This is a genomic window from Aromatoleum evansii (assembly GCF_012910805.1).
Lineage (GTDB): Bacteria > Pseudomonadota > Gammaproteobacteria > Burkholderiales > Rhodocyclaceae > Aromatoleum > Aromatoleum evansii.
The window spans coordinates 57,105-71,450 of sequence record NZ_WTVK01000006.1 but is presented as its reverse complement, the minus strand read 5'-3'; the positions used below and the strand labels follow the sequence as shown (position 1 = coordinate 71,450).

The following is a 14,346-nucleotide window of genomic DNA, read 5'->3' as shown; positions in this document are numbered from 1 at the left end:
TGCGGGGCCGTCCGCCCGCTGACGGCTCCGATCCCCGATTTTCAGGGCTGAGCAATCAGCCGATCAAAGTCGCACCTTCACCGGTGCAGGACTCCGGCCCAACGCACGTCCAGATGCGGCGCCGGAGCGACGAAACACATGGAGGAGACACCCGTGCTGAGCACGTTCCAGTACCCGAAGTTCGAATACGTCCGCCCGCCGGAGATCGCCGAAGGTAAAGAGGGTTACTACCCGGTGGTGATCGTCGGCGCGGGCCCGGTGGGCCTTTCGGCCGCGATCGACCTCGCCCAGCAAGGCCAGAGCGTGCTGCTGCTCGACAATGACGACACGGTGTCGATCGGCTCGCGCGGCGTGTGCTACGCGAAGCGCACGCTGGAAGTGCTGGACCGTCTCGGCTGCGCCGACGAGATGGTGCAAAAGGGCGTGTCGTGGAACGTGGGGCGCACCTTCTTCCGCGAGGAGGAGGTGTTCAACTTCAACCTCTGCCCCGAGCCGGACCACCACCGGCCGGGCATGATCAACCTGCAGCAGTACTACCTCGAAGACGACCTGATCAAGCGCGCACGCCAGCTGCCGAACCTCGAGATCCGCTTCAAGAACAATGTGATCGGCGTGACGCCGGCCGACGACCGCGCGACCCTGCGCGTCGAGACGCCGGACGGCGCCTACACGGTGCGTGCCGACTGGCTGATCGTCGCCGATGGCGCACGCAGCCCGATCCGCACGATGCTCGGCCTGGACATCGACGGCAAGATCTTCATGGACCGCTTCCTGATCGCCGACGTCGTCATGAAGGCGGATTTCCCGACCGAGCGCTGGTTCTGGTTCGACCCGCCTTTCCATCGCAACCAGTCGGTGCTGCTGCACCGCCAGGCGGACAACGTGTTCCGCATCGATTTTCAGCTCGGCTGGAACGTCGATCCGGAGGTAGAGAAGAAGCCGGAAAAGGTGATCCCGCGCATCAAGGCGATGTTGGGTGATGATCGCGAATTCGAGCTGGAGTGGGTCAGCGTCTACACCTTCCAGTGCCGTCGCATGAACAGCTTCAACCACGGCCGCGTGCTCTTCGTCGGCGACGCCGCGCATCAGGTCTCCCCCTTCGGTGCGCGCGGCGCCAACTCCGGCATCCAGGACACCGACAACCTCGTGTGGAAGCTCAAGCTCGTGATGGACGGCAAGGCGCCGGCGACGCTGCTCGACACCTATTCGGAGGAGCGCTGCTACGCCGCCGACGAGAACATCATGAACTCGACGCGCTCGACCGACTTCATCACGCCGAAAAGCACAGTGAGCACGACCTTCCGCAATGCGGTGCTGGGGCTGGCGGAGCAATTCCCGTTCGCCCGTGCGCTGGTCAATTCCGGGCGCCTCTCGGTGCCGAGCTTCCTTGTCGGTTCGCGCCTGAACACGGCCGATAGCGATGTCTTCGCCGGCACCATGATCCCCGGAGCACCGATGGACGACGCCCCCGTCGCGATGGCCGACGGCACGCAATGGCTGCTCCGCGCCGTCGGGAACCGCTTCCAACTGTTGCATTACATCCCGGACGCAAGCGCACTCGACGCGCCGACTGCCCAGGCCCTGCGCAGCCTCGTCGACGCGCAGATCCCGGTCGAGGCGATAGTCGTCGCCGAGCGTGGAACCGCGCCGGCCGGCCTGAAGACGCTGATCGACGCAAAGGGCCGTGTGCGCGAGCGCTACGACCTGCGCGAAGGCACGAGCTACCTACTGCGCCCGGACCAGCACGTGGCCGCCCGCTGGCGCGTGCTGGACGTCGCCCGAGTGCGTGCCGCCGTGGCGCGCGCCACCTGCAACGCCTGATGGAGACTGCCATGGCCCTAAACACGCAACCGAACCTGCACGAACCCGGCAAACGCCATTTCCGCGCCTTTTCGCCAGGCGACGATTTTTACGAGGCACTGATCGACACCCACCGCGATCTTACGGACGAGCAGAGCGCGATGGTGAATGCGCGCCTGATCCTGCTGCTCGCGAACCACATCGGCGACATCTCGGTGCTGCGCGAGGCGATGCAGATCGCGCGCGAAGGCGCCTGACAAACGCTACGGAGACCGGAATGCTGATCCAGAAGATCCACCACGTGGCCTATCGCTGCCACGACGCGCTCGTAACCGCACGCTGGTACGAGAAGCACCTCGACATGAAGCTGATCCTGTCGATCGCCGAGGATGCCGTACCCTCCACGGGCGAGGCCGACCCCTACATGCACATCTTCCTCGACGCCGGCATGGGCAACGTGCTCGCGTTTTTCGAGCTGCCGACCCGTCCTAGGATGGGGCGTGACGAGAACACCCCGGCGTGGACGCAGCACCTCGCGCTGCAGGTCGAGTCGATGGATGTGCTGATGGCCGCCAAGGCACGCCTTGAAGCCGCCGGCATCGAGGTGATCGGACCGACCGACCACGCACTGTTCAAGTCGATCTATTTCTTCGACCCGAACGGCCACCGGCTCGAACTCGCCGCCAACACCGGTTCGCCGAAGATGCTGGAGGCGCTCGACAAGGTCAAATGGGACATGCTGGAAGAATGGGCGCAGACTAAGCGCGCGCCGAAGCACGCCGCCTGGATGCACGACGGACGCTACAAGGAGATGTTCAAGTGAAACTCGCGACCCTCAAGCAAGGCGGGCGCGACGGCACCCTCGTCGTCGTCAGCCGCGATCTCGCCCGCTGCCGCGCCGTTCCCGCGATCGCCCGCACGCTGCAGGCGGCGCTCGACAACTGGTCCGACTGCGAGCCGCAGCTGCGCCAGGTGTATGAGGCGCTCAACAGCGGCGCCGTCGATGCGCAGCCCTTCGACGAAGCCGCGTGCCATTCGCCGCTGCCGCGCGCCTACCAGTGGGCAGACGGCTCGGCCTACCTGAACCACGTCGAGCTCGTGCGCAAGGCGCGCAACTCGGACGTGCCGGAGAGCTTCTACACCGACCCGCTGATGTACCAGGGCGGCTCGGACAGCTTCATCGGCCCGCGCGACAAGGTCGTCGCCGACGAGAGCTGGGGCATCGACTTCGAGGCCGAAGTCACGGTCGTGACCGGCGACGTGCCGATGGGCGCGACGCCGGACGAGGCCGCGAAGGCGATCCGTCTCGTCATGCTGGTGAACGACGTGTCGCTGCGCGGCCTGATCCCGAACGAGCTCGCGAAGGGCTTCGGTTTCTTCCAGTCGAAACCGGCCTCGGCCTTCTCGCCCGTCGCGGTGACGCCCGACGAACTGGGCGATGCCTGGCGCGACGCGAAGGTGCATCTGCCGCTCGTCGTGCATCTCAACGAGCGCCTCTTCGGCAAGCCGAATGCCGGCGTCGACATGAGCTTCAACTTCGGCCAGCTCGTCGCGCACGTCGCGAAGACGCGCGAACTTGAAGCCGGCTCGATCATCGGCTCGGGCACCGTCTCGAACAAGGCCGGCAACCTGTGGGGCTCGTCGATCGAGCACGGGGGCGTGGGCTACTGCTGCCTCGCCGAAGTCCGCACCTGGGAAACGATCGAGCAGGGCAAGCCCGCAACGCCCTTCATGCGCGACGGCGACACCGTGCGCATCGAGATGTTCGACGCCGCCGGCCGCAGCATCTTCGGTCGCATCGAGAACACCGTCGCGAAGCTCGTCTCCTGATCGGGTGCGGTGCAATCAAGGCGGTGATCAATCACCTCCGTTCGTCCTGAGCCGCGTCGAAGGGCTCAGCCCGCAAGGTATTTGATCGCCGGGATAATCAATGTGATGCTGCAAGGATAGAATGGAGTGACACTAAAACGGATGGTGCTTCCCATGACCGACAAACTTGCCGCTCCGCTCTGGACCCCTTCCGCCGAACGCATCGCATCCGCCGGCGTCACGGCCTTCCGCCTCGCCGCCGAGAAACGCTGGGGGCGGTCGCTGCCGGACTACGATACGCTCCATGCGTGGTCCGTCGCTTCGCCCGAGGAGTTCTGGGTGAGCGTCTGGGAGGGTGACAAGACCGGCGGTGGCGTGATCGGCGAGCGCGGCGAACGCGTGCTGGTGGATGGCGACCGCATGCCCGGTGCAAGGTGGTTCCCCGACGCGCGCCTCAACTTCGCGCAGAACCTGCTGCGCTCGCGCGACGCTCACGATGCGCTCGTGTTCTGGGGCGAGGACCGCGTGCAGAACCGCATGACCCACGGCGAGATGTACCGTGCCGTCGCCCACTTCGTCGCGGCGCTGCGCGACATGGGCGTGCAGAAGGGCGACCGCGTCGCCGCCTACATGCCGAACATGCCCGAGACGGTGATCGCGATGCTGGCCGCGGCGAGCATCGGTGCGATCTTCACGTCCGCATCGCCCGACTTCGGCGTGCAGGGTGTGCTCGACCGCTTCGGCCAGACGGCGCCCAAGGTGCTGATTGCCTGCGACGGATACTTCTACGGCGGCAAGACCATCGACATCCTCGGCAAGCTGGGCGACATCGTGCGCCAGTTGCCATCCGTGAAGCATGTGGTGGTCGTGCCGTACGTCCACGCCGAACACGATCTGAAGGGCATCCCGCATGCGCATATGTGGGCCGAGTACATCGCGCCGTTCCATTTCGTTGACGACATCGCCTTCGAGCAGCTGCCCTTCGATCATCCCCTCTACATCATGTACTCCTCGGGCACGACCGGGGTGCCGAAGTGCATCGTGCACTGCGCGGGCGGGGCGCTGCTGCAGCACCTGAAGGAGCATCGCCTGCACGCCGACGTCAAGCCCGGCGACCGCCTGTTCTACTTCACCACCTGCGGCTGGATGATGTGGAACTGGCTCGTGTCGGGCCTCGCCGCGGGGGCGACGCTGCTCCTCTACGACGGATCGCCCTTCGCGTCCGACAACCAGATCCTCTTCGACTACGCCGACGCCGAGCACATGACGCACTTCGGCACCTCGGCGAAGTTCATCGACGCTGCGGCGAAGTTCAATCTGAAGCCGCGCGAGACGCACAGCCTCGCCTCCGTGCGTGTGATGATGAGCACCGGCAGCCCGCTCGTGCCGGAAGGCTTCGACTACGTCTATCGCGACATCAAGGCCGATCTGCAGCTCGCTTCGATCTCCGGCGGCACCGACATCATCTCGTGCTTCGTTCTCGGCTCGCCGGTGCTGCCGGTGTGGCGCGGGGAAATCCAATGCCGCGGGCTCGGCATGGCGGTCGACGTCTGGGACGACGAGGGCAGGCCGCTGCGCGAGGCCAAGGGAGAACTCGTCTGCACCAGGCCCTTCCCGGTGATGCCGATCGGTTTCTGGGGCGACGCGGACGGTTCGAAGTACCACGCCGCCTATTTCGACCGCTTTCCCAACGTGTGGTGTCACGGCGATTTCTGCGAGATCACCGAGCATGGCGGTCTCGTCATCCACGGCCGCTCGGACGCGACCCTGAACCCCGGCGGCGTGCGCATCGGCACCGCCGAGATCTACCGCCAGGTCGAGCGCCTGCCGGAAGTCGTCGAGTCGCTCGTGATCGGGCAGGACTGGCCGCCGCAGAATCCGAACGACGTGCGCGTGGTGCTGTTCGTGAAGCTGCGCGAGGGGCTCGTGCTCGACGACGCCCTCGTCGCGCGCATCAGGCAGACCATCCGGGACAACACCACGCCGCGCCACGTGCCGGCGAAAGTGCTGCAGGTCGACGACATCCCGCGCACCAAGAGCGGCAAGATCGTCGAACTCGCGGTGCGCAACGTGGTGCATGGCCGGCCGGTGAAGAACCTGGAGGCGCTCGCGAATCCGGAGGCGCTCGGGTTCTTCCGCGATCGGGTCGAACTGACCGAATAGCGGCAGTAGTCGCTCCCCCCGTTGCCGCCGTGCGGCGGTAACGGGGGCAGCTGATCGCCGTTCAGTGCTTGACGAGGGGGCAGCCGCCCTCGGCGAGCGGCTTGAATGCCTTTTCTGCGGGAATGGTGCGCAGGATGCGCAGGTAGTCCCACGGGACGGTGATCTCGGCGGGCTTCTTCACTTCCATCAGGTAGGTGTCGTGCACCATGCGGCCGTCCTCGCGCAGGCTGGCATTGCGTACGATGGGGTCGCGGATCGGCAGTTCGCGCATCTTCGCCACCACGGTCGTGCCCTTGTCGCTGCCGCTCGCCGCTACGGCCTTGAAGTAATGCGTGAGGGCCGAGTACACCCCGGCCTGCATGTCGTTCGGCATTGCCCCGGTGCGCGCGCGGAAGCGCTCCGACCAGGCGCGCGCCTCGGCGTCACGGTTCCAGTAGAAGGCGTGCGCGAGCTTGAGCCCCTGAGCCAGTTGGGGCTTCATCAGGTGCACGTCGTTGAGCGTCGTCGCGACCGCGGCGAGCGCCGTCTGGCCCTTGCTGACGCTGAGCAGGTCGTAGCTCTGGCGCACGGCGCGGATCATGTCGTCGCCGGCATTGACCAGTGCGATCACGTCGGCGCCCGACTGTGCGGCCTGACGGAGCTGGGCGAAGAGCTGCTCCTGCCCGAGCGTGTGCCGGGTTGCGCCGATCACGTGTCCGCCGTTGGCCGCGATCACTGCGGTCAGGTCGGCCTGCACGTTCTGGCCGAACGCGTTATCGACCGTGACGAAATACCACGAACGCGCCCCGCGCTGCGTGAGCTCGCGCCCGATCGCGGTCGTGAAGGCGTAGCCGTCGTACATCCAGTGAATGCCGGTGGGGGCGCAGGCGGAGCCGGTGAGGTCGGAAGTCATCACGCCGTTGTAGAAGACTACCGCGCCGCGCGAACGGTTCAGCTCCTGCACGGCGAGTGCTGCGGGCGAGGCGACAACGTCGGCGATCACATCCACGCCGTCGTCGTCCAGCCAGCGGCGGGCGGTTTCGACCGCCTGCACGACATCGTTTCCGTGGTCGGCGACGACAAGCCTGATCGGCCGGCCGGCGACCTGCCCTCCGGCATCCTCGATCGCCATCCGTGCGGCGGTCTCCGAGCCGTGGCCGGAAATGTTGGCGTAGATGGAGCTCATGTCCGCGAGGAGTCCGACGCGCACTTCGTCGTCCGAAATCGCGGCCGTGGCCGGCCCGGCGCTGCAGCAGGCCATCGCTCCAAAGGCTGCGGCAGCGAACAGGCCGATGCGGCGCGGCAGGCGCGCGGGCTTCGCAGGCTGAAAACCGGCGTCGCGCGTATTGTCCATCCGGGTATCCTGAGCGGAAAATAGCCGTGATAATAAAAGGGGTTTTCACCGGGTACAACCTGCGAGCTCCGCGCCTGCCCGGAACATAAGGGATGTTCAGATTGAAGGACGATTCGAAGGGCGCGCAGCGCCTGCCGCTCATCATCTACATCGTGGCGGTCCTGGCGGGCGTGATGCTGATCATCGGCTTCGCGCGATTCAATACCCTGCACGAGGAGTTTCTCGGCGCGAACTTCAACGCCGTGCATGGTGCGCGCACGCTGCTGAAGGCGCGCTACTTCCTGGGCCATGCGCAAGAGCGCATCGAGCGTGCCGACGACGACGTCCTGAAGCGCAGCGAGCATCTCGCTCGGGCTGCGGAAGCGCTCGCGCTTGCCGAGAGTTACGGGGCGGAAGGGCTGGATGAGGCTCCCGGATTGCGTCGCGAGTTGCTTGCCCGTATCGCCCCGATCCACGAAGCGGTATCACGTGTCGCGCTCCTCGACCGCGAGTCCGCGGACCAGCTTCTTGCCAAGGCCACCGTCGAGGTGCACCGGCTCGCGGACGATTTCGAGGCGGCCGAACTCGACCGCTGGGGCATGCTGTCCTCCCTGAACGCGCAACTCGCCGAACGGATGGACGGCATGCGGCTGATCATCGGCGCGATCATCGCGGGTTTCGCGCTGCTCATGTGGGTGCTCGGCTGGGCCCTGCTGCATGCGCGCCGGGCCGAGCTCGGCCTGCGACGCGCCAAGGACCAGCTCGAGGCCGTCCAGCAGACCACCCTGGATGCGGCCGCCGTCGGCATCGCCTACGTGGACGCGAGCAATCCTGCTGACCGCCGCATCACCCGCGCGAACCGCCAGATGGCCGAGATCTTCGGCCATTCGGAAGGCGGCCTGATCGGCCTCAGGACGGCGGACCTGTTTCCCGATGCGGCAACCCACGAACAGGTTGCCAGCCGGGCGCTGCCCGGGCTCATGGCAGGCGAAGTGCTGCGAATGGAAACGCAGATGCGGCGTCGCAGCGGCGAGGTGTTCTGGTGCGCACTGTCGTGCAAGGCGATCGATCCCGCGGATCTCGGTCGCGGTGTGGTATTGACCTTCGACGATGTCACCGAGCGCAAGGCCGCCGAAACCGAAGTGCGCGGTGCGCGCGAGCGAGCGGAGGCGTGCAGCAGGGCAAAAAGCGAGTTTCTCGCCAACATGAGCCACGAGATCCGCACCCCGTTTACAGGCATCCTGGGCGTGCTCGATCTGCTGCGTCACACTTCCCTGACCGACACGCAGGACCGGTACGTCCGCCTGGCAAACGACAGCGCCCGGCAGCTGCTCGACATCGTCAACGATATTCTCGACATTTCGCGCATCGAGGCCGGCAAGCTCGCGATCCGGCCGGAGAGTTTCGAGCCGCGTTCGCTGTTCGGCGACGTCGCGCTGATCCATGAGGCTGCTGCAGGGCGGAAGAACCTGCGCTTCAGGATCTCCTGGAGCGGGGACGTCCCACCACTGTTGCAGGGCGATCCGGTGCGGATACGACAGGTGGTCGACAACCTGCTGGGCAATGCCGTGAAGTTCACCCCGTCCGGCGGCGTGACCCTGAACGTCGGGTGGCAGTCGGAGGATGCTGCCGGCGGACGGCTCCGGGTGGAGGTGCGCGACACCGGGATCGGGATCCCGAGGCATTGTCAGGAGCACATCTTTGAAAAGTTCGCGCAGGCCGACGCTTCGACCACCCGCACCTTCGGCGGCAGCGGCCTGGGGCTGACGATCTGCCGCCAGCTGGTGGGACTGATGGGCGGCGAACTCGGAGTCAATAGCCACGAGGGCAGGGGCAGCACATTCTGGTTCGAGCTGCCTCTGCTGCCGGGCGATCCGCTTCCCGCGCCCGTGCCGCGAGCGGTGCCGCACGCGGTCGCCACGCGACTGGCGGGTGTGCGCGTCTTGCTCGCGGACGATGTCGAAGTGAGCCTGGAGGTGCTCGGCGAATATCTGCGCGCCGGCGGCTGTGTCGTGCAGGCGGCCCGCAACGGCGACGAGGCCGTTGCGCTGGTGCATGAATGGAGGCCGGACCTGGTCCTGATGGACTGCCAGATGCCGGGTACGGACGGCTACGAGGCGACGCGCCGCATCCGTCTGGTCGAGGATCCGGCACGCCGCACGCCGATCATCGCCCTCACCGCGTCCGCGATGACTGGGGATCGCGAAAAATGCATCGAGGCCGGCATGGACGACTACCTGTCGAAGCCCGTCGATCGCGACGTCCTGCTCGCGACGCTCGTCAGGTGGCTGCGGCGCGAGGCGGTGAAGCCGCCGGCGGTGGCGGAGTTCACCGGGCGGGTGCTGCTCGTCGATGACGATCCGGGTATCCGCGAAGCGAGCTGTGGTTTGCTCGAAGCGCTGGGCTGCGAGGTCAAGGTGGCCGCGTCGGGGCAAGAGGCGCTCGCAGTCGCACGCAGCGATGCAAATCTCGATCTCGTGCTGATGGATTGCCGCATGCCCGGCATGGACGGTTGGGAAACCAGTCGGGCATGGCGCGAGCACGAGCGCGAACGCGGCCAGACGCCCACGGCGATCGTCGCACTTACGGCCGGCGAGCGCGACGAGAGCCTGCAACGCTGTCGAGAGGCTGGTATGGACGACTTTCTCGGCAAGCCGTTCTCGCCCGACGAACTGAACGGACTGCTCGGGCGCTGGCTCGCCCGCGCTTGATCACCCGGGGCCGTCCGGCGCTTGCGCGGCTGGCCCGCGCCTGGCCCGGCCGGGTGCTATGGTGAAATGGATGGCCGCGCCCGCAGGCATCGTTCACGCATGACGACATGGCGCGGCCCCATATCGGGGAGGCGAGACATCATGAATCTGATAGCAGTCAGGATCGACAAACCCGAACCGATCAACTTCATCCTCGGCCAGACGCACTTCATCAAGTCGGTCGAGGACATTCACGAAGCCCTGGTCAATGCCGTGCCCGGCATCCGCTTCGGACTCGCGTTCTGCGAGGCATCGGGCGACTGCCTGATCCGCTGGTCTGGCACGGACCACGCGATGGTCCTGCTGGCCCAGGCCAACGCCCGCGCCATCGCCGCGGGTCACAGCTTCATCGTCTTCCTCGGCGAAGGTTTCTATCCGGTCAACGTCCTCAACGCGATCAAGCAGGTGCCCGAGGTGTGCCGCATTTTCTGCGCGACCTCCAATCCGGTCGAGGTCCTGCTGGCGGAGACGGGGCAGGGGCGGGGCATCATCGGCGTCGTGGACGGCTCGCCGCCGCTCGGGATCGAGGACGAGCAGAAGATCGACGCGCGCAAGAAGCTGCTGCGGCAGATCGGCTACAAGCTCTGAGCGCGGTAACGGCGGCGATCGCGCGCCTCGGTGGCTGTGGTCCGTGGGCCATTGCCGCGATGCGGTCGCATCAACCTTGCGGCGCACGAAGTGTCTAAATCTGGCGCTGATCCGCGAATGGGCGGCCAGCGGCTGACAGGGGCGTGCCATGGCGATGGACGAGCAATTGTCGGAGAGGGAAGAGATGCCGCCGACGCTTCCTTCGGCGGCAGGGTCGGAGCCGAGCGGCGCCCTGACCGTGCTGCGCGTGACCCACGCCGCCGTGCAGGCCGCGATGGACGAACCCGGACTGGTGCGTGATGTCTGCCAGGCGATTGTCGATGTGGCCGCCTTCCGATACGCGGCGATCGCTCGAGCCGATGCGGAGTGCGGCACGCTGCAGCGCGTCGCATCCTCCGTCCCCTTGCCCGACGACGTCGGGGAGAGCAGCTCCCCGCAGCTCGACGATTCGCCGTGGGGCCTTGCCGCGCGTGAAGCCCTGCAGGCCGGACGACCCTTCCTCGTCGCGGCCGGGCAGGCGTCGATTCTTGCACTGCTGCCGCTGCGTGATGCGACGCAGGTGCTCGGCGTGCTGCAGATCGTGTCCGCGCGCGTGGGCGACTTCACTGCCGGCTCCGTCGACCTCCTCCAGGAGGCGGCGAATGCACTCGCCTACGGCATGGTCGTGCTGCGCTGGGCCGAGCGTCACGCCGTGGTGGAGGAGGCCCTGCGCCGCGTCGACCGCGCACGCAAGACGCTCAGCGAGGCGAACCGCGCGCTGGTGCGCGCCACCGAGGAGCAGGGGCTGCTGCAGGACATCTGCCGGATCATCGTCGAGGATGGCGGTTACCGCTTCGCGTGGGTCGGCTACGCGCAGCACGACGAAGCGAAGAGCGTCGCGATCATGGCCTTTCATGGCATCGATCGCGCCTTCCTCGAGTGGCAGCGTCTCACATGGGGGGAAGGCGAACGCGGACATGGTGCCACCGGCGTGGCGATCCGTACCGGCCAACCCAGCATCGGCCGCAGCATCCGCAGCGACGCAGCGCTGGCTCCGTGGCGTGACGAGGACCTGCGGCGCGGCATTGCGGCAGTCAGCGCATTTCCGTTGCGGCACGGAGACGAGATCCTGGGCAACCTGACGATCGCCGCGACCGAGGAGGACGCCTTCGACGAGGCCGAAGCCAGCCTGCTCGGCGAGCTGGCGGAGGATCTCTCCTTCGGCATCGCCACGCTGCGCCTGCGCGAACGGAGCCGCCAAGCGCAGGAAACGATCAAGCGCATGGCCGAGGAAGACGCGCTCACCGGTCTGCCGAACCGTTGGAGGCTGCGCATGCGCCTCGGCACCGAAATCGACGCCGCGAAGTCGCACAGCGGTCCGTTGGCGCTGCTCGTGCTGGGTGTGAATCACTTCCAGGAGGTGAACGAAACCCTCGGCTACCAGCAGGGCGACGCGATGCTGTGCGAGGTCGCCACCCGCATCCGGCGCGTCGTCCAGGACGCTTCCGCCATCGCCCGCGTCGGCGAATCGGAGTTTGCGATCCTGCTGCCCCGTTCGGATGCCGCCGCCGCGTCGCGCACGGCGCAACGCCTGCTGACCGAACTGCTCGAACCCGTGACGATCGGCGAGATCATGCTCGACGCGGGCGGCAGCATCGGCATCGCGGTGTTCCCCGGCCACGGCACCGAGGCGGACGCACTGATCCGCCGCGCCAACGTCGCGATGCACCAGGCGCGCCAGCAGGGTCACGGGCACGCGCTCTACACCGGTGGGCGCGACCGCGAATGTGCGCGCCGGCTCGCACTCATTGGCGACCTGCACCGCGCGATCGACAACGGCGAGATGCGCCTCTACTGCCAGCCCAAGGCCAGGCTTGCCAGCGGCGAGCTGTGCGGCGTCGAAGCGCTGGTACGCTGGGAGCATCCCCAGCGCGGCACCCTGTGGCCCAATGAGTTCATCAGCCTCGCCGAACACAGCGGACTCATCAGCCCGCTCACCGACTGGGTCATGCAGGCCGCCTTCCGCCAGAGTTACGTCTGGCGCCAGGACGGGCTCAGCGTGCCGGTGGCCGTGAACCTCTCCGCGCGCGACCTGCGCGATCCCAAGCTGATCGAGCGCGTGCGCAACCATTTCGCGACCTGGGGCGCCGAGCCCGAGGACATCCAGTTCGAACTCACCGAAAGCGCGCTGATGCAGGACCCGCAGGGCAGCCTGGAGTGCCTGCAGCGCCTGAAGGATCTCGGCACCGCCCTGTTCATCGACGACTTCGGCACCGGCTACTCCTCGCTCGCCTACCTTCAGAGGCTGCCCGTCGACGCGATCAAGATCGACAAGTCCTTCGTGCAGGACATGCTGTCCAACACCGACTCGAACGTCATCGTCCGCTCGACCATCGATCTCGCGCATGACCTGGAACTGGAGGTCGTCGCGGAAGGGGTCGAGGATCGTGCCGGCTGGGAACACCTGTCGGCGCAGGGCTGCGACGTCGCGCAGGGCTACGTCATCAGCGAGCCGCTCCGCGCCGAGGCCTTCGCAGCGTGGCGCTCGGAACGCGCCCAGCGCGTGCAGCTGCGGCACTGAAGTGAAGACGTCGCGCCGGCCGACGGGCCCCGGAAAGCAAAAAGCCCGATCAAACTGACCGGGCTAACGCATTGACTTGATTGGTGCCGACAATCTGACTCGAACAGATGACCTACCGCTTACAAGGCGGTTGCTCTACCAACTGAGCTATGCCGGCGCGGGCCGGATTATAGCGTAACGATGGCGTCCTGAAAGCGCTGATAGATCGCTTCGACTTCCTCGCGGCAGTCGAGCAGGGCCTGTACCGCAGGCGCATAGAGCTGGGTGCCCGACATGCGTTCGATTTCCTGGAAGGCGTTCTCCAGCGTCCAGGCGGGTTTGTAGCTGCGCGCGCAGGCTAGGGCGTCGAAGACGTCCGCGGTGGCCACGATGCGTGCTTCGAGCGGGATGGCGTCGCCGGTGAGGCCGTGCGGATAGCCGCTGCCGTCCATGCGCTCGTGATGCGCGATGACGATGTTGCGCAGCATGTCGATGTTCGACAGCGAGGCGAGGCCGAAGTCGTTGATCAGTCGCTCGGCCATCTGCAGGCCGACGATGACGTGCCGGCGCATCTCCTCGCGTTCGGCGTCGTCTAGCTTGCCGGGCTTCAGGAGGATGCGGTCGGGCACGCCGACCTTGCCGATGTCGTGCAGGGCGGAAAACAGGAAGATGTTTTCCGCGTAGTCGTCCGTCTTGCCGTGGGAAGGTCCGATCTCGCGGGCGATGAGACGGGCATAGCGCGCCATGCGGTCGAGATGGGCGCCGGTCTCCAGGTCGCGCACGTGGGCGAACTGGCTCGCCAGGCGCAGCCCGCCCACCAGCATCTGCACCGTCGCCAGCTCCTGCGTCACGATCATGCCGATGAGATGGCCGTAGAGGAGGAGGTCGGCGACCACGGGATCGGTGAAGACGTCGCGTTCGCGCGCGTCGAAGAACAGGAAGCCGAGCAGCTGGTCGCTGCGCCGGATCGGCAGGGTGAGGCTGGACAGGAAACCTTCGTGATGCAGCCAGCGCGAGTGTGTCGTGTCGGATACGGGCAGCTTGCTGAGGTCGTTCACGACGCGCGCCTGTCCGCTTTCGGCGATCGCCAGCAGCGAGGGGACGCTGTCGATCGGACATTCGTAGCCGTTCAGCGGCGAGATTCCCGGGTCGTTGCTGGCGACGAAGGTCTTGAGGCGCCGCATCTCGGGGTCGTAGAGCGCGACGGCGATGCGCGCGATGGCGGGGTAGCGCTCGTGGATGCGCTGGTGCAGTTCGCGCACCTTGTCGCTGACCGAGGCGACATGCAGGTTTCCTGCCTGTCTAGCGGCGGATGCGGCGAATTCCTGCCAGCTGTCGGTGACGCTCATGATTTCCGTGTCTGCGGGAACGGGAATCAATTATCA

General features: G+C 66.7%; 10 protein-coding genes and 1 tRNA gene. 8 read left to right on the top strand and 3 right to left on the bottom strand.

Annotation, left to right across the window (positions count from 1 at the left end; genetic code table 11):
• The first annotated feature begins 153 nt into the window (after positions 1 to 153).
• From GO615_RS04250 to GO615_RS04230, 5 genes are all read left to right on the top strand, one after another.
• Positions 154 to 1,821, top strand: a complete 1,668-nt coding sequence (locus GO615_RS04250) for an FAD-dependent oxidoreductase (protein WP_169125802.1) — start codon at positions 154 to 156, stop codon at positions 1,819 to 1,821.
• Positions 1,822 to 1,832: 11 nt separating this feature from the next.
• Positions 1,833 to 2,057 (top strand): DUF2783 domain-containing protein, encoded by a 225-nt coding sequence (locus GO615_RS04245; RefSeq protein ID WP_169125801.1) that lies wholly within the window; start codon positions 1,833 to 1,835, stop codon positions 2,055 to 2,057.
• A 20-nt stretch (positions 2,058 to 2,077) separates the two neighbouring features.
• Complete coding sequence (locus GO615_RS04240; RefSeq protein WP_169125800.1) at positions 2,078 to 2,623, top strand: VOC family protein; 546 nt, start codon at positions 2,078 to 2,080, stop codon at positions 2,621 to 2,623.
• Positions 2,620 to 3,630 (top strand): fumarylacetoacetate hydrolase family protein, encoded by a 1,011-nt coding sequence (locus GO615_RS04235; protein WP_169125799.1) that lies wholly within the window; start codon positions 2,620 to 2,622, stop codon positions 3,628 to 3,630. The genes GO615_RS04240 and GO615_RS04235 overlap by 4 nt, the downstream gene beginning before the upstream one ends.
• A gap of 153 nt (positions 3,631 to 3,783) precedes the next feature.
• On the top strand, positions 3,784 to 5,772 hold the full coding sequence (locus GO615_RS04230; protein ID WP_169125798.1) for an acetoacetate--CoA ligase: 1,989 nt from the start codon (positions 3,784 to 3,786) through the stop codon (positions 5,770 to 5,772).
• A 61-nt stretch (positions 5,773 to 5,833) separates the two neighbouring features.
• Here the strand turns inward: GO615_RS04230 and GO615_RS04225 are convergent, their stop codons facing one another.
• Positions 5,834 to 7,105 (bottom strand): ABC transporter substrate-binding protein, encoded by a 1,272-nt coding sequence (locus GO615_RS04225; protein ID WP_169125797.1) that lies wholly within the window; start codon positions 7,103 to 7,105, stop codon positions 5,834 to 5,836.
• A 92-nt stretch (positions 7,106 to 7,197) separates the two neighbouring features.
• Between GO615_RS04225 and GO615_RS04220 the strand changes: the two genes are divergently transcribed.
• From GO615_RS04220 to GO615_RS04210, 3 genes are all read left to right on the top strand, one after another.
• On the top strand, positions 7,198 to 9,795 hold the full coding sequence (locus GO615_RS04220; protein WP_246262142.1) for a response regulator: 2,598 nt from the start codon (positions 7,198 to 7,200) through the stop codon (positions 9,793 to 9,795).
• Positions 9,796 to 9,936: 141 nt separating this feature from the next.
• Positions 9,937 to 10,422: an adenosine-specific kinase gene (locus GO615_RS04215; RefSeq protein WP_169125796.1), complete on the top strand. Its 486-nt coding sequence runs from the start codon at positions 9,937 to 9,939 to the stop codon at positions 10,420 to 10,422.
• A 184-nt stretch (positions 10,423 to 10,606) separates the two neighbouring features.
• Positions 10,607 to 12,982, top strand: coding sequence for a bifunctional diguanylate cyclase/phosphodiesterase (locus tag GO615_RS04210; protein ID WP_169125795.1), 2,376 nt, complete (start codon positions 10,607 to 10,609; stop codon positions 12,980 to 12,982).
• Between the two features lie 81 nt (positions 12,983 to 13,063).
• On the opposite strand, the gene GO615_RS04205 is transcribed toward GO615_RS04210, so the two are convergent.
• Both GO615_RS04205 and GO615_RS04200 read right to left on the bottom strand, forming a co-directional pair.
• Positions 13,064 to 13,139 (bottom strand) — tRNA-Thr (locus GO615_RS04205).
• 10 nt (positions 13,140 to 13,149) lie between these two features.
• Positions 13,150 to 14,310 (bottom strand): HD-GYP domain-containing protein, encoded by a 1,161-nt coding sequence (locus tag GO615_RS04200; protein WP_169125794.1) that lies wholly within the window; start codon positions 14,308 to 14,310, stop codon positions 13,150 to 13,152.
• Positions 14,311 to 14,346 lie beyond the last annotated feature (36 nt).

Excerpts from the sequence above, each read along its gene's own strand:
- GO615_RS04245 (WP_169125801.1), top strand. The coding sequence starts at position 1,833 with ATGGCCCTAAACACGCAACCGAACCTGCACGAACCCGGCAAACGCCAT.
- GO615_RS04240 (WP_169125800.1), top strand. The coding sequence starts at position 2,078 with ATGCTGATCCAGAAGATCCACCACGTGGCCTATCGCTGCCACGACGCG.
- GO615_RS04230 (WP_169125798.1), top strand. The coding sequence starts at position 3,784 with ATGACCGACAAACTTGCCGCTCCGCTCTGGACCCCTTCCGCCGAACGC.
- GO615_RS04225 (WP_169125797.1), bottom strand. The coding sequence starts at position 7,105 with ATGGACAATACGCGCGACGCCGGTTTTCAGCCTGCGAAGCCCGCGCGC.
- GO615_RS04220 (WP_246262142.1), top strand. The coding sequence starts at position 7,198 with ATGTTCAGATTGAAGGACGATTCGAAGGGCGCGCAGCGCCTGCCGCTC.
- GO615_RS04215 (WP_169125796.1), top strand. The coding sequence starts at position 9,937 with ATGAATCTGATAGCAGTCAGGATCGACAAACCCGAACCGATCAACTTC.
- GO615_RS04210 (WP_169125795.1), top strand. The coding sequence starts at position 10,607 with ATGCCGCCGACGCTTCCTTCGGCGGCAGGGTCGGAGCCGAGCGGCGCC.
- GO615_RS04200 (WP_169125794.1), bottom strand. The coding sequence starts at position 14,310 with ATGAGCGTCACCGACAGCTGGCAGGAATTCGCCGCATCCGCCGCTAGA.